Below are 21,367 nucleotides of genomic sequence, written 5' to 3'. Positions count from 1 at the left end.
AAAACCTACAAAATCAATGAACCATTCCATGCGTAAAATCATTGCAGGATTATGTTTAATCTTTGCATTTGCTTCAACAAACACAAGCGCCCAGCAGGTAACCTGGGACAGCACTGCCCGGCCGGGCTCATTTCTTAAAAAAATAGAAGAATTTAAAACCGAAGGCATCCAAAAAAAGGATTTTGTCTTTTTAGGCAACAGCATTACTGCCGGAACAAACTGGGCCAAATTACTCGATTTACCTAACGCCAAAAACAGGGGTATCTCCGGAGATATCACCTTTGGTGTGCTGGAGCGCCTGGAACAGGTGATCTCTGGTAAACCTGCTAAAGTGTTCGTATTAATTGGCATCAACGACATCTCAAAGAATATTCCTGATAGCCTTATCCTTAGAAATTACAAACGCATCATTAGCCGTATTAAAGCCGGTTCCAGGAAAACTAAGATCTATTTTTATACCCTGCTTCCGGTAAATGCATCCTTCAATAAGTTCAAAAACCATTATGGTAAAGATGAGCACATCCTATGGCTCAACTCGGAGATCAAAAAACTGGCGGATAAAAAGGTGACCATTATTGATCTGTATGCTCATTTCTTAGATGCTGAAAATCATTTAAAAGCAGAGCTGACGCATGATGGACTGCACCTGAAGCCAGAAGGCTACCAGGTTTGGGCCGAAATGCTCAAAAAAGGCGGGTATTTGAAATAACCACGATCATTTTTTTACAAAAGCAATTGCAGGCCTGTTCAGATATTGTTCAGGCCTGTTTATATATGGGGTTTCCAGGTAGGTTTCCCGGCCCAGTCTTTTAAGGGTTTTGTAATGGGATACCAGTGCGCTGCCGAAAGAAGAACTTTCTATATAATCCAGGTTAAATTCGGCTGCAGTCTGTTTAACTATGGCCCCAATTGCAGGATAATGGATGTGGCATATCTTGGGAAAAAGATGGTGTTCAACCTGCCTGTTTAAACCTCCACATAAAAAACCGGTCAGCTTACAGTTTACCCCAAAGTTTGCGGTAGTCTGCATCTGGTGTACTGCCCAGGCTTCTTCAATATTGCCTTCATCATTCGGAAAAGGAAAGCTGGTTCCTTCCACCACATGGGCCAGCTGAAATACCAGCCCCAATACCAGTCCCTGCGAAAACTGCATCACCAGAAACCCGATCACAAACTGCCACCAGGTAATGTTCATTACAATAAGCGGGAGCACGATGAATAAAAAATAATAAATCCCTTTATAAAAGAACAACCTGAAATACTCAATTTTTGGATGGATGGATACATGCTCACCGATTTTTTTCTGAAAGAATTTCTTATAATCTTTCCGGAATACCCAGGAAAGCATGGCAAAGCTATACAACAGGAAGGCATAATAGTGCTGATAAGACTGTACCTTATTCACGGTTTCAGCTTCTGAAAAACGGATCAGTCCGGGCGCAACATCGATGTCTTCATCATGCCCGGCAATATTGGTATAAGTATGATGAACAATATTGTGGCAAATGTTCCAGACGTATGGGCTCGCCCCAATTAAATTGAATACAAAACTAAATATTTTGTTTACCAGGGGGCTTGAGGAGTAAGCCTTATGGATCGCATCATGGCAAACATTAAAGCCTACAAAAGCGCCGAACATTCCTAAAAGCACACAAAGCAGCAGGGTAACCAAAGCATTAAAGCCACCCAGTAATATCATTAAATAAATGCTTAGCAAGCCAACCAGAAAGAATCCGGTTTTAAACCACATGGCCGGATTGGCATGTATGGAAATATTATTTTCAGTAAAATACGCATCTACCCTTTTCCTCACGGTCACATAAAATGTCGAATTATCGACATTTGTGAACTTAACCTTTTTTCTCATAAATTCTTTATCCCCATTGGATTGATGGTCTCATCCTTCTTTGTATTTGGCTAATGTAGCACAATAATATATATATCATGGTAATGTCATGTTATATTTAACGTTATCTCTATTATTATATCAATTACGAAAAGATGAAGCCTCTGGTTTTTAAAATAAAATGTCTATTTTTACAGCCCGATTATGGAACAGATAAAAACATCATTTGATTTTGAAAAGCCTATTGCTGAACTGGAACAGCAAATTGAGAAGGTTAAACAAGTTGCCGATAAAACCAAAGTAGATATGTCTGCTACCTTAACTGAACTGGAAGAAAAGCTGGATATAACTCAGCAAACACTATATAGCAACCTTACAGGTTGGCAGAAAGTTCAAATGTCGCGTCATCCTGAAAGACCGCAGACCCTGGATTACATCAGTATGATCTGTGATGATTTTATTGAGATGCACGGCGACAGGACTGTTAAAGATGATAAGGCTATCATTGGTGGTTTTGCAACTATAGAAGGCCAGACTGTAATGATCATCGGTCATCAGAAAGGTAAAAATACTAAAGAGCGCCAGTACCGTAATTTTGGTATGGCCAATCCGGAAGGTTATAGAAAGGCATTGCGCCTGATGCGTCTGGCTGAAAAATTCAATAAGCCTGTGATTTCTTTTATTGACACCATGGGTGCTTACCCTGGCCTGGAAGCGGAAGAGCGCGGGCAAGGGGAGGCCATTGCCCGCAACTTGCTGGAGATGTCGGTGCTAAAAGTACCGATATTGTGCTTTGTAGTTGGGGAAGGAGCTTCTGGTGGCGCCTTGGGTATTGGTATCGGTGATAAAGTATATATGCTGGAACATACCTGGTATTCGGTGATCTCGCCTGAATCCTGTTCGTCCATCCTCTGGAGAAGCTGGGATTATAAGGAAAGGGCTGCAGAGTGCTTAAAACTAACTTCTGATGATATGTTTAAGAATAAACTTATCGATGGGATTATTAAAGAGCCATTGGGCGGAGCACATCAGAATCCCGAGCTGATGGCCCAGACAGTAAAGCAACAGATCCTGGATGATCTTAAAGTATTGAAGAAAGAAAAAACAGAGAAGATGATCACTGCCAGGATTGATAAATTCTGTGCAATGGGGGTTGTCAATGAAGGTTAAACTCGCATTCTGTTCTCCGGCTGCAGGCTAAACTCCTATACTGTTCTCCGGCTGCATAATTTCAGTTTTTCCTTAACGGAAAAACTAAAAAGACGCGATGCCGGTTCACAGTATACTCGTTTAAATTTATCAAATAGCATGGGGGTTATAGCAAGGTTTACCAAATACCGTATAATTACCGAAAACCAGTCGCTACCTGATAATGGCGCGTAAAAATTAAGACAAATAAGGACAATAAAATAGCCCTGTAACATATGCTAATGTTACAGGGCCATTTCGTTTATATATGCGATGCCTTTTCTAAAACTGTCATGGAAAACCACTGCACTATGTTTTGAGCAGAAACGAGCTTGCTGTGAACCGGCATAGCGTCTTTCCCGATTCTTCATCGGGAATTATGCAGCCGGAGAACAGTCAAGCGAGTTTCCTTGCAGCCGGAGAACACCATGCGAGCTTTCCCCTTTATTGCCCAGGTGAAAAATACGGTGAGAACCTTGCTTCCAAACCTTGAAACTGGCTATTCAACTTCTCGCTTAATTTGGTCTGTTTATATTGGGTTGTAGTTCTGGCCATCTGGTTCAGGAAGGAAAGTCCCAGCTGGACATTCTGATTGCCTATAAACCTGCGTTTACTTTCTGAAACATCTGCCAGGTAGGTCAGTTCCTTCTGGATGTATGCTGCCGATTTTTCAATTAAAGCATTTGCCCTTGGTGCCTCGTTAAGCAGGTATAGGTTTTCGGCCATAAAATAGGTGCCCATCATAGAACGCATTCCGTAGAATCTTTCCGGCATTACTTCAAAGTAACGGTTTACCGCTTTTTTTGCATCTTCCGTTCTGCCCTCTTTAATCAGCCCCGAAATCGTATTGTTAAACACATTGGTAAAAATAGAAATGTCATCAGAAGATTGAGGATCAAGATATTTGGCATTTTTAATGTTACCCCATACAAATTTGTCCATTACATTTTTATACAAAACAGGGGTGTTGAGCAATTCCGATCTGTTTGCTGAAGTATCAGGTTTCAAAGGAAGCAGGCGTAGAGCCAGGCCTTCATTATACAAATAATTGTCCAGGCCGTTGTATTGATCCGAAGGCACTGTACTTGCAAAGTAAACAGGTCTCTTCCAGTCGTTGTGCACCAATATATCGATCAATGCGAGTGTGCCCTTGGTTACATAGTTTTTATTAAAGGTCCATTCCAGCGCAGGGGCAATTTTACTGGAATCAGCTGCACTTACCACTCCGTTTTTAAGTACATCAGCACGATTTACCGTAAGCTTAAAGTTTTTAGTAGGGATAAAGTTTTCTCTGCTGCCATCCTGCAGGGGTAATTTGTCTTCTGCATCATCTGATAAAAGAATGGCAAGAATATTACTTAATTCTACAGCACCTGCAACTTTATAATCCTGGTAATACATGACATCTCTTACTCCCTGCACATATTGTTCAGGCTTCATAGATAGGGGTAAAGGCTCAGATTCATTTCGTTTTTGCCTCATGCCGTTGATGTACCAGTCGGTATCAAACAGACTTAAGTTCACCAGGCGGATATCCGGGCGTATATTTTCTACTTCCTGGGCGTACCACAACGGGTAGGTATCGTTGTCTCCATAGGTGAAAAGAATGGCGTTCGGTGCACAGGATTGCAGGTAATCAACCGCAATATCATGAGCAACCATTTTGGTAGAACGGTCGTGGTCGTCCCAGCCCTGGGCAGCCATGAGCACAGGGGCGGCAAATAAACCCGCTACGGTAGCTGCAATAGCAGCGCTTGCAGGTGTCAGCTTTTTAAATAGCCATTCTTTGATGGCCAATACACCTAAACCTACCCAGATGGCGAAGGCATAGAAAGATCCTGCATAAGCATAATCCCTTTCCCTTGGCTCCATGGGCTTTTGATTCAGGTAAAGCACAATGGCCAGACCAGTAAAGAAAAACAGTAAGGCTACAATGCCTGCATCTTTCTGATTGCGTTTAAAATGCCAGATTGCACCCAGTAAGCCTAAGATCAATGGTAAAAAGAAGAAACGGTTATAGGCATTGCTATCTGTTATAGATGGAGGAAGGTTTTTCTGATCGCCCAGCATTAAAGCATCAATAGGTTTGATGCCGCTTAGCCATTGACCTTCATACAGACTTCCCTGTCCCTGGTCATCATTTTGTCTTCCAACAAAATTCCACATAAAGTAGCGCATGTACATTTGTCCTACCTGGTATTTGAAAAGGAAACCAATGTTGTCGAACAGGTTAGGGAAATGGTCATCACTAAAGCCCATGATGTCCTTATAATAGCCGATGTGTCGCTGGTCATCACTGTACATCCTTGGAAAAGGAGTAGTCCTGTCGTATTCATAATCGGTTTTTTTACCGGCATCTTCGTATTTTTCGGCACCTTTTCTATAGAGTGTTTTGCCTTGGGTAAGGTTAACTTTTTGAGAGTTGTAGTTTGGGCCAAACAGCAAAGGCCTGTCGCCATATTGCTCCCGGTTTAAGTAGCTTAGAAAGGAGAAAGCATTCTCTGGATCACTATTGTTCAGGTTTGGATCAGCTTTGGCCCTAATGATGATCATTGCGAAGGAACAGTAACCAAATATGATCAGCACAGTGGAGAGTAATGCAATATTCAATACCCTTTTCTGGTGCTTAATGGAGTAACGGATGCCCCATGTAAGGCCTCCGATCAGTAAAATGGCAAAGAAGATTACCCCGCTGCCAAAGCCCATGCCTAAAGTGTTTACAAAGAACAAATCGAAATAGGCACCAAACGAAACGATATACTGTATAATCCCATATTGGATAACAGCGAGAATAAGTACCCCTATAACGCCGGTTTTAATGATGCCGCTGGTACTTGTTTTTGCAGTCTTTTTAAAATAGTATACAAATGCAATTGCAGGGATGGTCAATAAGTTTAACAAGTGGATGCCGATGGACAAACCCATGATATAGGCAATGAACAACAACCATTTGTCAGCACCCGGCTCATTGGCATGTGATTCCCATTTTAAAATGGCCCAGAAAACTATTGCGGTAAATAAGGAGGATAAAGCGTATACTTCTGATTCCACTGCAGAGAACCAGAAACTGTCAGAAAAGGTATAAGCCAATGCACCTACAACACCTGCGCCCATGATAGAGATCATGGTGGATTTGCTGATCTCTTCATTTTCTTTAACCAGCAGTTTTTTCGCCAGGGCAGTGATGGTCCAGCATAAAAACAAGATGGTAGCTGCACTCGCTATAGCAGAACCTACATTCATGAAATAGGCTATCTTTTCAACATCACCCAATGCGAATAAGGAAAAGAACCGCTGGATCATTAAGAACAAAGGTGCGCCGGGTTGATGAACAACCTGCATTTTAAAGGCCGAAGCAATGAACTCACCACAATCCCAAAAACTAACGGAGGGTTCTAATGTTAAGATATAAGTTACAGCGGCTATAAGAAAGCAAAACCAGCCGGTAAGATTATTGATTTTTGAGTAATTCATTTCTTTTATTGAATAGTTAATGTCTTGTTGAGGCGATTTAAATGCAGCCGAAAATAAAGAATAAGATTGAGAATTGCACAATTAAAGCTCAGTTTAACATTTTGTCTATTTGATGATGAGGATACAGCGCATAGGGTTGCCTTTTTGCTTCAATCAAATTGCTCATTTTTAAGACTTTATTTTAGACAGGAATCGAAAGCTCAAAAATATTTTAATTTTTTTCTACTGGTACTTGCAAAAACGAAAAATCTGCGTAGATTTGCATTCCATTTCAAAGCAAGCCTTTTAAGTGGAAGATTGCCCGATAGTATAAAGGTAGTACAACGGTTTTTGGTACCGTTTGTCTAGGTTCGAATCCTGGTCGGGCAACTAGCAATATTCGGATTGTGGGTTTTATTCACAATCCGATTTTTTTTAACCAGCATTGATATACCTTTAATCATGCCATTGCAATTTAATCCAGTTAAGCTTTTTGCCGGAACCGGTACTAAAGATTTAGCCATAAAAATTGCCGAACATTACGGCAAACCACTTGGCGTTGTAACCTTGAATAAGTTTAGCGATGGTGAGTTTCAGCCTTCTTATGATGAAACTGTACGTGGATGCGATGTGTTTTTAATCAATTCTACTTATCAGCCTAACGACAATCTGATGGAGCTTTTGTTAATGATTGATGCCGCAAAACGTGCATCGGCGCATTACATTACCGCAGTTGTACCTTATTACGGCCTGGCAAGACAAGACAGAAAGGACAAACCAAGGGTTGCAATTGGAGCTAAGCTGGTGGCCAATCTATTGAAATCGGCGGGGATACACCGCATTATGACAATGGATCTTCATGCTGCCCAGATACAGGGATTTTTTGACATTCCTGTTGATCACCTGGATGGTTCCATCATATTTGTACCCTACATCAAAAGTTTAGGCCTGGAGAATTTAACGATTGCTTCGCCTGATATGGGCGGATCTTACCGGGCACGTACTTTTGCAAAGTTTTTCAATGCAGAGGTGGTCATTTGCGATAAAAGGCGTAAACGTGCCAATGAGATAGAATCCATGTCAATTATAGGTGATGTTGCCGGATTGGATGTGGTGCTGATTGATGACATTTGTGATACAGCTGGTACGCTGGCTAAGGCTGCAGCTTTAATTATGGAAAAAGGAGCTAATAGTGTACGCGCAGTTTGCACACATCCGGTATTGTCTGGTAAAGCATATGAAACAGTAGAAAATTCGATGCTGACCGAGCTGATTGTAACAGATACCATTCCTTTGAAACAGCAAAGCAGCAAAATAAGGGTTTTAAGTACAGCACCTTTGTTTGCAAAGGCGATTGCCAATGTAAATGAACACGGTTCTATCAGTGACCTTTTCAACGTTTAATATTAATTAATATATATAAATGAAGCAATAAAGCTTCGGACAAAAACAAATAAGATGAAAACAATCGCAATTAGCGGTTCTCCAAGAGAGAACGTAGGGAAACGCGATGCTAAAGAGCTTCGCTATGAAGGTAAAGTTCCCGCAGTATTGTATGGTGGTAAGGAGCAAGTTCACTTTGCTGTAGTTATCGCAGATTTAAGGGACGCTATTTACACTCCGGAAGCGAACTTTGTAGAAATTGAAGTAAATGGCAGCAAAATTAAAGCGATCATTAAAGAATTGCAATTTCACCCATTAACAGACGTATTGTTACACGTAGATTTTCTGCAGTTGTTTGACGACAAAGAGATCTTAATGGAAATCCCTGTTAAATTGACCGGTACTTCTCCAGGTGTGAAAATGGGTGGTAAACTGGTTCAGAAATTACGTAAACTTCGTGTTAAGGCATTCCCTAAAGATATGCCTCAGGCTGTTGAAGTAAGTATTGCTAAATTAGAAGTAGGTAACCTGTTCCGTGTACGTGATCTTGAAAAAGCTAAGTATACAGTAACCAACATAAGCGAAGATACTATTGTTTCTGTAGGTATGTCAAGGGCATTGAAACAAGCAGAACAAGAAGCGAACAAAAAATAATTCGTTTTAGCTAAAAAAAAGGCAGCATCTAACCGGTGCTGCTTTTTTTATGGATAATTTGCTGATGAGCCCTATTGTGCAAACTGTTATCTTTGCAGATAATGAACAGGGCTGATGATAACATAATTTAAAGATGAAGTACTTAATTGTAGGTTTAGGAAATATTGGCCCCGAGTATGCATATACCCGTCATAATATTGGTTTTATGATTGCCGATGAGCTGGTGAAGCAACAGGAAGGCACATTTAGCAATACACGGCTGGCTTATCATGCTGAAATAGGTTTCAAAGGTAGAAAACTGCATGTGATTAAGCCTACTACGTATATGAACCTGAGTGGTAAAGCTGTTAATTACTGGATGCAGGAACTGCACATACCGCTGGAAAATGTGCTGGTCATTGTGGATGACCTTGCTTTGCCATTGGGTAAGCTGCGTTTGAAATTACAAGGCAGCAGTGCCGGGCACAATGGCTTAAAAAGCATAGAAGGGCTATGTGGAGGGCAGGGATATCCACGTTTACGTTTTGGCATCAGCGACAATTTTCCTAAAGGCAGACAGGTAGATTATGTACTGGCGCCGTTTGATAAGGACGAACTGCCGGAATTACCCGCGCTGATCGATAAAAGTACAGAACTGATCAAAAGCTTTGTTACCATAGGGCCTGCCAAAACAATGACCGCCTTTAACCAATAGTATATTTCTGTATCTTTTTGTACAGTACTGCGGGTTCGAATGGTTTGCTGATTACATCGTTGGCGCCCGCAGCAATTGCGGTTTCTTTATCGGTGTCCAGTACCGCGGCTGAAAAAGTAATGATAGGAATGTTTTCTTTGCCTGTCGCATAGCCTTCCCTGATCAGTTTAATGGCTTCAAGCCCGTTCATCACCGGCATAAAGGTATCCATTAAAATGAGGTCATATTCTTTTTCCCTGAGCTTGTCTATGGCTTCCTGCCCGTTCTCTACCACATCCAGTTTTACCTCCCAGTTCTGCAGGATTTTAATGATCAGGAATCTATTAATGGGGTTATCTTCTGCAACCAGAATGTTCAGGTTTTTAAAGGGCATAAGCTGCTCGTCTGTTTGTTTTTCAGGTACATCGGCTTCTTTCAGCACTTCATACCAGTTGGTGAAACAAAAAGTACTGCCAACATGTTCTTCACTAAGTACTTCAAGTATACCTCCTTTTAATGCGGCCAGATTTTTAACTATGGACAAGCCCAGGCCTGTGCCGCCAAATTTAATGGTGGTCTGTTCATCGGCCTGTTCAAAGGTCTCGAAAATCTTATCGATATGCGCTTTCGCTATCCCTATGCCTGTGTCTGCTACAGAGAATTTAAGCTGCAGGTTATTCCCTTTTCTGTTCAGGATGTCAACCTGTAGGGTTACGCTGCCTTTGTGCGTAAATTTAATGGCATTTCCAATGAGGTTCATCAGGATCTGGTTCAGCCGGAGTGAATCCGCAAGGATCATCTTCGGCAGTTCCGGATCAAGTGCTAACTTCAGGTCAAGCTTTTTCTCGATGGCTGGGATCCGAAGCAGATCTACCACTGATTCGCATATTTTTATAATGTCTGTTGCGCTCCGGTTGATCTTGAATTTTCCGGATTCAATTTTTGACAGATCGAGGACATCATTGATCACGCCCAGTAAGGAGTTGGAAGAAATTTCCAGGAGGTTGACCATTTCCCTTTGTTCGTCTGTGAGTGCTGTTTTCTTTAACAGTTGTGCTATCCCAATAATACCATTGATCGGCGTACGGATCTCATGACTCATATTGGCCAGGAAATTATCCTTGATCCTTTTACCCTGTTCTGCAAGTTCTTTGGCTTTGATCAGGTCCTTCTGATAAGCTTCAAGTTCTTTGTTCTTCTTTTTTATGTCTCTTTGATTTCTGACAAACTGTATAAATGAATCTACTTTTGCAGAGGTCACAAATGGGTCAAGTGGCTTATACAGGTAGTCAACTGCACCAGTGTTTAATCCCTTAACAGCGTACTTGGTTTCTTTAGATATAGCGGTAACAAATATAATCAGAATGTCTTTCGTCCTGGGATTGCTTTTTAATATTTCTACCAGTTCAAAGCCATCCATTTCGGGCATCTGCACATCGATCATCGCAATGGCAATATCCATTTCCCAGGATAACCTTAGAGCCTCATTGGGATTGGTCGTGCTGATGATATTGATGTCATTTCTTTGCAGCAGTGCTTCGAGGGCAATAATATTTTCGGGTCGGTCATCAACAATTAATATGTTAATTTTTTCCATGTTTTTGTTCTTATATGAGTTTAGCCGCTAAGCTATTTTTTGATAAATGTTATTCTTTTTGTCTATTATTTTAAAGCGACCCAGTTCTGTACTTCGCAATGTTTCTTTTGAACCTAAACATAAAAAACCAAAATTAGCTAAACTATTGTAAAATAATTCTATCACTCTTTTTTGTAGCTCTACATTAAAATAAATCATCACATTGCGGCAGGAAATGAGCTGAAATTCATTAAAAACACCATCAGAAGCTAAATTGTGTACGGAGAAGAGGACATTGTTTTTTAGGGAATGGTTGATAGAGGCTGCATCGTATCTGGCCGTATAATAATTGGACAAGGTGTTTATTGCCCCAGCTTTCTGAAAGTTTTCGGAGTATTGCTTCATTTTCTGCAAATCATAAATTCCTGTTTTCGCATGTTCCAGTACATCCGCATTTATATCAGTGCCGTAAAGGAAGCAGCGTTCGTACAGGTTTTCTTCGGCAAGGAGTATGGCAAAGGAATAGAGCTCTTCACCAGTAGAACACCCTGCATTCCATATTTTAATGCGCTGATAGGATTTGAGATAGGGGAGAATATGATGACTTACCGACTTATAAAATGAAGGGTCCCGGAACATCTCGGTTACATTGACGGTAACTTCAATCAAAAAAGATTCGAAATAATCAGGATCATTGGTTAACAGGGTGCGGAGGTCAAAAAGTGTAAGACGCTGCAATTGCATGATCCTGCTGACCCTTCTTTTTAAGGATGCTGCAGAATAATCACCAAAATCAAAACCATGAATGTTTTTGATGAGGCTAACCAGGCTGCTGAGTTCCTCATAGGAGATGATGTCAGTTTCTTTATGCATATTAACTTAGCCATACCCTTAACATAGATAGCAATTTATCCATGTCTACGGGCTTTGAAATATAATCATTTGCGCCCGCTTCGATACATTTTTCCCGGTCGTTTTTCATTGCTTTCGCTGTTAAGGCAATAATTGGCAGTTTAGTAAACTCTTTTTTACTGCGAATGGCAATCATGGCTTCATAGCCATCCATTTCAGGCATCATGATGTCCATCAATACGAGGTCTATCTGGTTATTTTCTTCCAGCTTGCGGATGGCTTCCCTGCCATTGTTTGCAATCACAATTTTAAGATCGTAGGCCTGCAAGGCACTGGATAAAGCAAAAATATTGCGCATATCATCGTCTGTGATCAAAATGGTTTTGTCTTTCAGTACTTTTTCCATGGTAGAGGAAGCCTTGCTTTTATTCCGGTTACTGATGGAAGCGGCCTTTACCGGATGCTCTTGCTTCAGCTTGTTCATAAACAGGCTCACCTCATCGATCAGCCTGTCGTTCGATTTGTTGGATTTCAAGACCATTGCCTCTGTATATTGCATAATATGGGCTATCTTTTCCTGATCAAGCTCCATTGCAGTATTGATGATGACCGGCACATGTGCCAGTTTTTCCTGTGATTTGATCCTGTCCAATAAGTCGAATCCGGATAGGTCAGGTAGTTTGAGATCGAGAATGATGCAATCAAAGGTATGCTCATCCAACATGGCCAGAGCTTCTTTTCCGGTGAAGGCCTGTTGTACCTCAACCCCTTTAGCTGTCAGCTGTTCGGTAAGCAATTTGCTATGGAGTTCCTGATCTTCAATGAGCAAAACTTTGTTTAAGTCGTATTTTAAATGGGCGGCACTGAGCAGTTCAAAGGCTTCATCAAGTTGATCTTTTTCGATCGGCTTTTTTAAAAAACCGATCGCTCCTTCTTTTTTTGCTTTGGCTTCTTTTTCGTTTCCTGCCGACATCATGTGCACAGGTATGTGTTTGGTTCGGGGGTCAGCCTTCAATTTCTTAAGAATGGTCCAGCCATCCATAACAGGCAGCATAATATCCAGCACGATAGCATCCGGGAGCTCTGAGAAAGCCATTTCGAGGGCAATGTCTCCACTATGTGCAAGCATGGGTTTAAAGCCCTTTTCTATGGCGTAGTCATTGAGCACATCAGCAAAGACCAGATCATCTTCCACTATCAGTAGTTTTTGGGTTTCCCGATAGCGCTTTGCCGGCATTTCAATGGGATCTGAAATTAAAGGTACGTTGGCAGTTTCTTCCGTAACGGCTGCCGTATCCTGGCTTTCGGTGCTGGATATGGTCTTGTTTTTTGGAAGGAATAAGGTGAAAATGCTGCCTTCACCTTGTTTACTTTCTACCTGTATTTCTCCGCCCAGGATATGGGCCAGCTCTTTACTGATGGACAGACCCAGGCCCGTACCACCATATTTTCTGCTGGTAGAACCATCTGCCTGCTGAAAAGCTTCAAATATGAGTTTTTGCTTGTCGGCCGGAATGCCAATCCCGGAATCTTTTACACTGATGGCAATGATGTCTTCAGTTGATGTTTTTAGTTGACCGGAGAAAAACCGTGTTCCTGGTTTTGCTTTGCTGATGCTCAGGGTGATCTCTCCGTGCTCCGGCGTAAACTTAAAAGCATTGGACAGGAGGTTCTTCACAATCTGTTCCAGCCTGGATTGATCGGTAAGGAGTGTAGCGGGTAACTCTTTATCTAAAAGCGTCTGGAAGCTGATTTTTTTGCTTTTCGCGAGCTCACTGAACAGGGCTTCCATGTCTTGTTTGATGACCGCTGGTTTTAATGGCAGGATGCTGAGGTCTAACTTTCCGGATTCAATTTTGGAAAGGTCAAGAATATCATTGATCAGTGTCAGCAGATCAGTGCCCGCATTGTGGATTACGCCAGCATATTTAACCTGGTCTTCATTCAGGTTTTCGGGCTTATTTTCTTTTAAAATCCTGGCCAGGATAAGTATGCTGTTTAGCGGCGTTCGGAGTTCATGACTCATATTGGCCAGAAATTCTGACTTATACCTGCTGGAAATTTCCAGTTCTTCGGCTTTTAAGCTCATGGCTTCTTTAGCCTGGTTTACGGCAATATTACGTTCTTCCAGTTGCCGTGCCTTTTCCTCCAGTTCGGCATTGGTTTGGCGTAACTCTTCCTGTTGTACCCGGAGCTCTTCTTCTGAGGCCTGAAGCTGCTCAGATTTATAGACCAGTTCTTCATTGGTAGTGCGCAATTCTTCCTGCTGGCTCTCCAGTTCTTCTGCCTGTTGCTGCGTTTGCTCAAATAAAGCCCTTAGTTTTACACGTGCTACAGCACTGTTTACACTTACGCCAATACTTTCCGCAACGCCATTGAGCAATAAGATGACAGTATCATCAGGTTTCTGATTTAATCCCAACTCAATAACCGCAATAGTTTGCGCTTCAAATATCACCGGAACCAGGTAGATGCATTTTGGGGGAGCCTCTCCTAGTCCAGAATTGACCTTAATGTAATCTGCGGGTATGTGTTCAAGCAATTTGCTTTGTTTTTCTTCCGCAGCCTGGCCTACAAAGCTTTCCCCGAAATGATACTCATGGCTACGGCGTTGTGTGTTTTGCCAGGCATATCCGCCTCTGAATTTTAGTGTTTTATTTGAACGGTTGGCCAGATAGAAAGCACCAATAGGTGCATTGACATAATTGCAGATCCGGGTAATGATGTTGGTGGCAAGTTCGTCCATTTCCTGTTCGCCACGTATAGCTTCGTTGATCATGGCAGAACCCAATAACAACCAGTTTTTTTGTTTATTTTCTGCGGATAGCTGCTCCAGCTGAATATTGGAATTCAGGATCTGGTTTTCAGTCGCTTTTTGCTGATCAAATGTTTTTTTAATATAGGAAAACAGGAACAGGATGAGGCAAAAGATAACGATGGCGCTAATGGATACAACCAGCTCGCTTTGCTTGCTGCTTTTTACAATCTCGGACGTTCGCTTGGCCAGTAGTTCTTTTTCAGCTTCAATGATCTTTCCGCTGATCTCTGCAATCTTGTTCTTGTAAAATTGTCCGCGCCCGGCCATTACCCGTTTTGCGGCTGCCTGCTGGCCATTGTCGTCATAAATCTTGAGCACCGCTTTCATTTCATCCACTTTCTGGTGCGCGTAGTAATCTAGAGAATCCATCAGTGGCTTTTGAGCAGAGTTGTCACTAACTGCTTTTTTCAGGTCCTGGACTGTCGGCAGAATTTTAGCGGCGTTTTTTTTATAAGGTGCAAGATATTCCGGTTTGCCAGCCAGCACAAAACCCCTGATCCCGGTTTCGGCGTTCAATACCTGGGTTTCTACGTCTTTAGCCAGGCTAATGACATCATAGGTATGGCTTTGTCGCCTGGTATCACTGTTTAGCTTATCAATGCTGAGGTAGGAGGTGATGGCAGATACAAGCACAAACAATAAGGAAACAGTAAAGCCTGTTAATACCTGTTGTTTGAAAGTCAGTTTAAACATATCATGGGATGGTTAAGATCAATTTCTTTTATAGCCAACAATATTAATGATAATATTTAATTAGGATGCTGTCACCGTGTGATTTGTATCTGGATTAACAGAAATCCTGCAAACATTGCGCGTAAGTGGCACCAATGGGGATGATCTGATCATTTATCCATACCTGGGATCGGTCAAATTTGCTGATTTTATCACGTGAGATAATAAAGGCACGGTGTGTTCTGATGAACTTTTTTGCAGGCAGCAGCAGGAGCATTTCATTTAAGGGAACCCTGGTGCTGAGGAGTTTTTGTTCGCTTAGGTGTATCTGGGTATAGTTTCCGGAGGCTTCTATGTATTGAATGTCATTGATCAGGACTTTGATCTGTTCATAACCATCTTTGATGAAAATATATGCAGGTTCGGTAATTTCTCCGTTGTTTCTAAGTGTATGGAGCTCCTGGGCTTTATTGCAGGCTTTTAAGAACCGGGAAAGGGAAAATGGCTTTAATAAATAATCTATGGCATCGAGTTCAAAACTTTTGACAGCATGTTCTGAATAAGCCGTGGTGAAAATTACCATTGGCGGATGGTTAAGGCTGTTCAGAAAGTCGATCCCATTGATGTCCGGCATTTTGATATCCAGAAAGATCAGGTCCGTTTTGTTTTGCTGTAAAAAGGTGATGGCCTCAAAGGCATTGGTGAAACTTGCCTTCAATTCAATAAAAGGGACTTTGGACGCATGGGATTCCACTACATCCAAAGCTATGGGTTCATCGTCTATCGCTATTGCAACCATTTTTAAAATTAGCTATTTCTTTGTAATTGCAGGGTAAGGTGGATAAAAAACTCTCTGGCGCTTTCTCTGATGAGGAGTTCATGGTGATTGGGATAAAGCAGGCTGAGCCGGCGTTTTACATTTTGCAGACCAATGCCGCTTTGCATTTTTTCGGGATCATTTTCATTTTTTAAATGAATGGTGTTGTGTACATCAAAATAGAGTGTGTTATCTTTGGTTTGTAAGGTTATTTTAATGTGTGAGGGTTCCTGAAGGCTGATGCCATGTTTAAATGCGTTTTCTACGAAGGGTATTAAAAGCATCGGGGCAATCAGAAAATCACTGGGCTGCTCATCAATGCGGGTCTCGATCACAATGGAAGAAGAACGGGAGGTCCTTAGCTTTTGGAGGGCGATATAATTATTGAGGTAATCGATATCCCGGGTTAAAGAAATCTTATCCTGCAGGTTTTCCTGTAGCATAAAACGCATCATGTCGCCCAGTTTTTGAATCCCTTCTCCGGTTCGTTCTGCTTTTTCTTGCAGTGCGGTGCCATAAAGGGTGTTTAATGCATTGAATAAAAAATGAGGGTTAATTTGCGAACGGAGGAAGCTCAGGCTCGCGTCTGACCGGCCGAGCTCTGTTTTTAAACTGGTCAGCTCTGCATTGGTAGCACTTCTTTTTTTGTAGATATACCAGGACAAGGTGGTACTGATGATCAGTTGGGTAGGGACATGAAAGGCGATAACCGCTACTGCCATTTCCGCACGGTTATTATACAGGAGTGCGAGGAGTACCAGCGGCACACAGGATACGATGGCAATTAAGCATATTTTCCAAAAATAGTGGCGAAAGGTCTTGCCTTCACGTTTTACCTGCGGAATGAGGTAATAAATGGAAAAGATGATGATGCAAACAGTGGAACAGGTTACCAGTGTCCAGCATAACATTACACCAAAGGGCGAGGAAGTCGCAATCAGCAGGAGCAGGCCCACAAACCAGAATGCACCTCCAAATACCGCCTCCAGCTTCATGCGGTTATTGGGATCATACTGACGGTTATCTTTATCGTTAAAATAAATGATCAGTTTTTTAAGGGCTGCGTAAATGCCGATGATCAGAATCAGCCATGCGGCGTAGCTAAATCCTTTGAGAAAAAAATAATTATATGCCTCGTTTAAGGTACTAAAGTCAGGAAACATATATTCCTTACTGTAGGTATAAACAACGCTGGTAACCAGGCCGGTTACCAGGAACAGGCAAATTAAAATGACAACTGCCAAGGTCCTGTCTTTCGGCTTAAACAAGGCGGGCAGGATACAAAAGTTTAAGAGCAAAAAGCTGAAGTACAGAATAGAAAAACGGAACAATTCGGGGAACAGGTAATTGGAGATATAGGAGTAGTGCAGATCTGCACCTCTCATCAGGGACTCCGTATGGTTGGGTGTTCTTTCTCCGGAGTTGGAGATCAGTAATAAAATGGCGAAGCCATAAAGGCCTGTAGCAATCCAGAATTCGATTTTTGAAAGATCTTTTAATTTCATTTCTATTGGTATATGATCTTTTTCAAGATATTGGTTTTTAGTTTATTGTATTGCAATAGTACAAAGACTGCTGGTTTCAATTTTTAAAATGTGATGAAACCGGGGAAAAAAGTGATGAACCCGACAGCAAAGGCTCCATCTGGCAAATGAAACCGCGAAGGCAGCTTGAAGGCAAATAGCCAATAAAAACTACTGAAAAAAACAGCAAAATAAATTCTAATTTTGTAAACATGATCGTATACGGAATACCAAATTGCAATACTGTAAAAAAAGCCAGGACATGGCTGGAAGAAAATGGCTTTAACCCGGAATTTCATGATTTTAAGAAGAAAGGCATTACCGCCGGAAAGCTGAACGAATGGTGTGCGGTTTTTGGCTGGGAGCAGGTCCTGAATAAAAAAGGAACCACATGGAAAGGCCTGAGTCCTGAAATTCAGAAAAACGTGACTGATCAAAAAACAGCAGTAGAAGTTTTACTCCAAAATACCAGTGCAATTAAGCGGCCTGTGATTGAGCTGGAAGGCAGGCCTGTGCTGATCAGTTTTAATGAAGATCAGTATGCAGCAGTTTTGAAACAGGGTTAAAACCTTTCTTGTTAATTTTTGTTAAATTATAGTTTTGCCGCCTTAACAGCGCTACATTTGAGCATGCTTAGAAAACTGTTCCTGCTATTGATATTGGTTGCCCCGCTGTGGTTAATGGCACAAAATTCTGTTTCGGGAACGGTGTTCGATTTTGACAACAGTACTTTTCCATTACAGTATGTGAAGGTTAGAAATTTAAGCAACAACCAGTTGACCTTAACTAAAGCAGCAGGGCAGTTCAGCATTGCAGCTAAATTGGGCGATTTGCTGGAGTTTTCGTTCATGGGATACCATACGGATACTTTATATTTAGTTAATTTATCACCAAAAACGATATACCTGCCCGGGAATTCAACTGCATTAAAAGAAGTGCAGATTGTAGGTTCAAAGATAAATCCTTCTATTTTATCTCCCGATCCATTGGCAAGACCTTATAAACGCCTTGCTCCTGATGGACTTCAGGGGAAAGGAAATAATGACAGGGCCGGTGGATTGCTGTTTAATCTGGGTTATGGCAAATATAAACGGCAACAGGAGAAAATCAGGTTGCTGGAAGAACGGGACCGTTTTCAGACAGAGATCAATGAAATTTTTACTGAGGCTTATGTAAGTGATCTGGTAAAGCTTAAAGGCCAGGACCTTAAAGATTTCATGGCGATGTACAGGCCTCCGGAGGAACTGGTTAAAAGTGAAAGGCCCTTTAATTATGATTTGTATACGGTCAAGGCTTATCATACCTGGTTAAAATTGCCTCCCGAACAAAGAAGGATCGTTCCGATGCCCATGCTGAAGGCTAATTAATAAAACCGTTACCATAGGATTGGCTCCCGTTTCATTTTATACCTTTATTAAAAAACCAACATTTTATATGATTTATAAATCAGCTTTATTATGGGGCTTGTTAGGTGTATGGAGTTTGGGTGTTTTGGCACAGCAAGGAAATCCTCCCGTAAGTAATTATGATCCTCATGCCGCATTCAGCCCCTTATTTTATACACAGAATGGAAATGAATACCGTTCTGCAAGCGGTGCCCCGGGTCCGAAATACTGGCAGAACCGTGCAGATTATAGTATCGTTGCTGAGCTTGATGAGCTGAAGCATACCGTTTCAGGAAGCATTACGATCAACTACAAAAACAATAGTCCGGATAAGCTTCCTTTTTTGTGGCTGCAACTGGATCAGAATCTTTTTTCGCCGGATTCACGTGGCAATGCTTTAATTGCTTCCGGGAGCCGTTATGGTTCGCGGGGAGAACTGCTGAACGGGGGCTACAAAATTGAAGGCATTACGGTTACAAAAAAAATGAAACCGGTAAAGTTCACTACGCTTACTGAAGACACGCGTATGCAGATCCGCTTAGCTTCAGCTATGGCGCCAGGTGGAGATGTGATCAGCATCAAAATGAATTTTTCCTTTGTGATCCCGGTTAACGGCTCGGACCGGATGGGACGTCTGACTACCAGGAATGGTGAAATATTTACCATTGCCCAATGGTTTCCAAGAATGAGTGTTTATGATGATATATTGGGCTGGAATACTGTACCGTATTGGGGCGCCGGCGAATTTTACTGTGAGTATGGTGATGTGGATTTTACGGTAACCGCTCCCGGCAGTCATATTGTAATGGGCTCTGGCGAGCTGCTGAACCCGCAGGATGTTTTTACTACAGTGCAGTTGCAGCGATGGAACGCCGCAAAATTAAGTGATAAAACCCTGGCGATACGCTCGGAAGCTGAAGTGACAGATCCTAAGTCGCGTCCGGCAAAGGACAAGCTTACCTGGAAGTTCAGGATGAAGAATACCCGCGATGTTGCCTGGGCTTCATCGAAGGCATTTGTGCTGGATGCGGCACGTATCAATTTACCAGGCGGGAAAAAAGCGATGGCAGTTTCGGCCCAGCCTGTGGAGAGTAATGGACAGGATGGCTATGGAAGAGCGGTTGAATATGTAAAGGCTGCTATTGAGCATTATTCTGATAAATGGTTTGAATATCCTTACCCAATGGCTGTAAATATTGCCAGTAATGTAAGTGGTATGGAATATCCCGGGATTGTATTTTGTGGCTGGAATGCAAAGGGGGCTGTTGCCTGGGGGGTAATAGACCATGAGGTTGGCCATACCTGGTTTCCAATGATTGTGGGGAGTAATGAACGTAAATTTGGCTGGATGGATGAAGGTTTTAATACTTTTATCAATGGTTTGTCTGCTGCTGCTTTTAATAAAGGGGAGTATAATGCTGAACCTGCCGATATGCACAGGGCCGCCCAGCGCATTGCGAATCCGGCAGCGGAATATATTATGCTAAGTCCGGATGCGATGAAAGAAGCAAATATCGGTTTGAACTTATATTACAAACCGGGCTGGGGGATGGAGATCTTAAGAAATGAGATCCTTGGGCCAGACCGTTTTGATTATGCTTTTAGAAATTACATCGATCAATGGGCATATAAACACCCCTCGCCATTTGATTTTTTCCGTTCTATGGAGAACGGGGCTGGTGAAGATCTTTCCTGGTTTTGGAGGGGCTGGTTTTTAGAGAACCGGAAAATGGACCAGGCAATTGTGGAGGTGAGGGAGGCTAAAGGATCCATTGCCGGATATGATATTGTGGTAGCCAACCTGGAGCAGATGCCTATGCCGATTATACTGGAGGTCACCACAAAAAGTGGTAAAAAGGAGGTTGTCAGGGTAAGGGTTGATGTATGGATGAGGAATAAGATCTGGACGGTTTTTTATCCAACAACTGAAGAGCTTGTGTCGGTTGTTTTAGATCCGGGTAAGGTATTGCCGGATGTGAATGAGGAAAATAATTCCTGGAAGGGAAAATAAGGCCGTTCTGTTCTGCGGCTGCATAATTTTCGTTTTTCCTTAACAGAAAAACGAAAAAGACGCTATGCCGCTTCACAGAAGACATATTTTCCTTTCAGCAGGGTGGTTATATCTCTTTCAATAGGCTAGCTCCCTTTCGGCCGGGTAGCCTTGTTCCTTTCGTCATTACACAATTGTTCTATGCTTCTTCCTTACAGGTCTGTAGCTGTCTTCCTGATGGTTTGTCGCACCTCTATTGACCCGGTATCGGGCCGTATTTTGGTCGGGTTTTCCTCGGCTTTGCTTCGGTTATAACCGAACGGAACATGACTGTGATGCGATCAAAATAGGTAGTTGATGAAGGGCCAGAGCAGATGGTAAGGATAAGGACAGGCCTGTTGGTATAGCGCAGCCTGCTTAGAACAAGATTACCTGCTCTATATCCTGCTTAAAATAAAAATTATCTGCTCTGCATCATGCTTGACAAAAAAATTACCTTCTCTGAAAAGGCCTAGCACCTTTGCGCTTCTTCAGCGC

Annotated in this window: 15 protein-coding genes and 1 tRNA gene; 9 read left to right on the top strand and 7 right to left on the bottom strand. The window is 42.1% G+C overall.

Annotation, left to right across the window (positions count from 1 at the left end):
• Positions 1–16 precede the first annotated feature (16 nt).
• Positions 17–709 carry a GDSL-type esterase/lipase family protein gene (locus tag R2Q85_RS17210; RefSeq protein ID WP_316813028.1) on the top strand — a complete coding sequence of 231 codons (693 nt, stop codon included), beginning with the start codon at positions 17–19 and terminating at the stop codon, positions 707–709.
• Positions 710–715: 6 nt separating this feature from the next.
• Here the strand turns inward: R2Q85_RS17210 and R2Q85_RS17205 are convergent, their stop codons facing one another.
• Positions 716–1,867 carry an acyl-CoA desaturase gene (locus R2Q85_RS17205; protein ID WP_316813027.1) on the bottom strand — a complete coding sequence of 384 codons (1,152 nt, stop codon included), beginning with the start codon at positions 1,865–1,867 and terminating at the stop codon, positions 716–718.
• Positions 1,868–2,050: 183 nt separating this feature from the next.
• On the opposite strand from R2Q85_RS17205, the gene R2Q85_RS17200 reads away from it, so the two are divergent.
• Entirely contained in the window at positions 2,051–3,016 is a 966-nt protein-coding gene (locus tag R2Q85_RS17200) for an acetyl-CoA carboxylase carboxyltransferase subunit alpha (protein WP_316813026.1), read from the top strand.
• Positions 3,017–3,478: 462 nt separating this feature from the next.
• On the opposite strand, the gene R2Q85_RS17195 is transcribed toward R2Q85_RS17200, so the two are convergent.
• Positions 3,479–6,508 carry a DUF2723 domain-containing protein gene (locus R2Q85_RS17195; protein WP_316813025.1) on the bottom strand — a complete coding sequence of 1,010 codons (3,030 nt, stop codon included), beginning with the start codon at positions 6,506–6,508 and terminating at the stop codon, positions 3,479–3,481.
• Between the two features lie 298 nt (positions 6,509–6,806).
• Between R2Q85_RS17195 and R2Q85_RS17190 the strand changes: the two genes are divergently transcribed.
• From R2Q85_RS17190 to pth, 4 genes are all read left to right on the top strand, one after another.
• Positions 6,807–6,877: transfer RNA gene (locus tag R2Q85_RS17190), tRNA-Gln, on the top strand.
• Positions 6,878–6,949: 72 nt separating this feature from the next.
• A complete protein-coding gene (locus tag R2Q85_RS17185) occupies positions 6,950–7,891 on the top strand; it encodes a ribose-phosphate pyrophosphokinase (RefSeq protein WP_316813024.1) in 942 nt (313 codons plus the stop codon).
• A gap of 54 nt (positions 7,892–7,945) precedes the next feature.
• Positions 7,946–8,524, top strand: a complete 579-nt coding sequence (locus R2Q85_RS17180) for a 50S ribosomal protein L25/general stress protein Ctc (RefSeq protein ID WP_316813023.1) — start codon at positions 7,946–7,948, stop codon at positions 8,522–8,524.
• A 133-nt stretch (positions 8,525–8,657) separates the two neighbouring features.
• On the top strand, positions 8,658–9,218 hold the full coding sequence (pth, locus tag R2Q85_RS17175) for an aminoacyl-tRNA hydrolase (protein ID WP_316813022.1): 561 nt from the start codon (positions 8,658–8,660) through the stop codon (positions 9,216–9,218).
• Here the strand turns inward: pth and R2Q85_RS17170 are convergent.
• The 5 genes from R2Q85_RS17170 to R2Q85_RS17150 all read right to left on the bottom strand — a co-directional run bounded on the left by R2Q85_RS17170 (position 9,208) and on the right by R2Q85_RS17150 (position 17,437).
• On the bottom strand, positions 9,208–10,794 hold the full coding sequence (locus tag R2Q85_RS17170) for a response regulator (RefSeq protein WP_316813021.1): 1,587 nt from the start codon (positions 10,792–10,794) through the stop codon (positions 9,208–9,210). The two genes, pth and R2Q85_RS17170, sit on opposite strands and share 11 nt — an antisense overlap.
• A 27-nt stretch (positions 10,795–10,821) precedes the next feature.
• The gene (locus R2Q85_RS17165) at positions 10,822–11,646 is read right to left on the bottom strand and encodes a protein-glutamate O-methyltransferase CheR (RefSeq protein ID WP_316813020.1); all 825 of its coding nucleotides are present in this window, start codon (positions 11,644–11,646) and stop codon (positions 10,822–10,824) included.
• Between the two features lies 1 nt (position 11,647).
• Entirely contained in the window at positions 11,648–15,136 is a 3,489-nt protein-coding gene (locus R2Q85_RS17160) for a response regulator (RefSeq protein ID WP_316813019.1), read from the bottom strand.
• A gap of 94 nt (positions 15,137–15,230) precedes the next feature.
• The gene (locus tag R2Q85_RS17155) at positions 15,231–15,914 is read right to left on the bottom strand and encodes a LytTR family DNA-binding domain-containing protein (RefSeq protein WP_316813018.1); all 684 of its coding nucleotides are present in this window, start codon (positions 15,912–15,914) and stop codon (positions 15,231–15,233) included.
• A gap of 8 nt (positions 15,915–15,922) precedes the next feature.
• The gene (locus tag R2Q85_RS17150) at positions 15,923–17,437 is read right to left on the bottom strand and encodes a sensor histidine kinase (RefSeq protein WP_316813017.1); all 1,515 of its coding nucleotides are present in this window, start codon (positions 17,435–17,437) and stop codon (positions 15,923–15,925) included.
• A 230-nt stretch (positions 17,438–17,667) separates the two neighbouring features.
• On the opposite strand from R2Q85_RS17150, the gene R2Q85_RS17145 reads away from it, so the two are divergent.
• From R2Q85_RS17145 to R2Q85_RS17135, 3 genes are all read left to right on the top strand, one after another.
• On the top strand, positions 17,668–18,021 hold the full coding sequence (locus R2Q85_RS17145; RefSeq protein ID WP_316813016.1) for an arsenate reductase: 354 nt from the start codon (positions 17,668–17,670) through the stop codon (positions 18,019–18,021).
• Positions 18,022–18,084: 63 nt separating this feature from the next.
• Entirely contained in the window at positions 18,085–18,822 is a 738-nt protein-coding gene (locus R2Q85_RS17140) for a hypothetical protein (RefSeq protein ID WP_316813015.1), read from the top strand.
• Between the two features lie 67 nt (positions 18,823–18,889).
• On the top strand, positions 18,890–20,851 hold the full coding sequence (locus tag R2Q85_RS17135; RefSeq protein ID WP_316813014.1) for a M1 family metallopeptidase: 1,962 nt from the start codon (positions 18,890–18,892) through the stop codon (positions 20,849–20,851).
• The last annotated feature ends 516 nt before the right edge of the window (positions 20,852–21,367 follow it).

Source organism: Pedobacter heparinus (assembly GCF_032678725.1).
GTDB classification, from domain to species: Bacteria; Bacteroidota; Bacteroidia; order Sphingobacteriales; family Sphingobacteriaceae; genus Pedobacter; species Pedobacter heparinus_A.
The sequence above is the reverse complement of the archived record's forward strand: the minus strand, read 5'-3'. Positions and strand labels throughout refer to the sequence as shown.

Coding starts and splice junctions, on each gene's coding strand:
- R2Q85_RS17210 (WP_316813028.1), top strand. CDS start 17: ATGAACCATTCCATGCGTAAAATCATTGCAGGATTATGTTTAATCTTT.
- R2Q85_RS17205 (WP_316813027.1), bottom strand. CDS start 1,867: ATGAGAAAAAAGGTTAAGTTCACAAATGTCGATAATTCGACATTTTAT.
- R2Q85_RS17200 (WP_316813026.1), top strand. CDS start 2,051: ATGGAACAGATAAAAACATCATTTGATTTTGAAAAGCCTATTGCTGAA.
- R2Q85_RS17195 (WP_316813025.1), bottom strand. CDS start 6,508: ATGAATTACTCAAAAATCAATAATCTTACCGGCTGGTTTTGCTTTCTT.
- R2Q85_RS17185 (WP_316813024.1), top strand. CDS start 6,950: ATGCCATTGCAATTTAATCCAGTTAAGCTTTTTGCCGGAACCGGTACT.
- R2Q85_RS17180 (WP_316813023.1), top strand. CDS start 7,946: ATGAAAACAATCGCAATTAGCGGTTCTCCAAGAGAGAACGTAGGGAAA.
- pth (WP_316813022.1), top strand. CDS start 8,658: ATGAAGTACTTAATTGTAGGTTTAGGAAATATTGGCCCCGAGTATGCA.
- R2Q85_RS17170 (WP_316813021.1), bottom strand. CDS start 10,794: ATGGAAAAAATTAACATATTAATTGTTGATGACCGACCCGAAAATATT.
- R2Q85_RS17165 (WP_316813020.1), bottom strand. CDS start 11,646: ATGCATAAAGAAACTGACATCATCTCCTATGAGGAACTCAGCAGCCTG.
- R2Q85_RS17160 (WP_316813019.1), bottom strand. CDS start 15,136: ATGTTTAAACTGACTTTCAAACAACAGGTATTAACAGGCTTTACTGTT.
- R2Q85_RS17155 (WP_316813018.1), bottom strand. CDS start 15,914: ATGGTTGCAATAGCGATAGACGATGAACCCATAGCTTTGGATGTAGTG.
- R2Q85_RS17150 (WP_316813017.1), bottom strand. CDS start 17,437: ATGAAATTAAAAGATCTTTCAAAAATCGAATTCTGGATTGCTACAGGC.
- R2Q85_RS17145 (WP_316813016.1), top strand. CDS start 17,668: ATGATCGTATACGGAATACCAAATTGCAATACTGTAAAAAAAGCCAGG.
- R2Q85_RS17140 (WP_316813015.1), top strand. CDS start 18,085: ATGCTTAGAAAACTGTTCCTGCTATTGATATTGGTTGCCCCGCTGTGG.
- R2Q85_RS17135 (WP_316813014.1), top strand. CDS start 18,890: ATGATTTATAAATCAGCTTTATTATGGGGCTTGTTAGGTGTATGGAGT.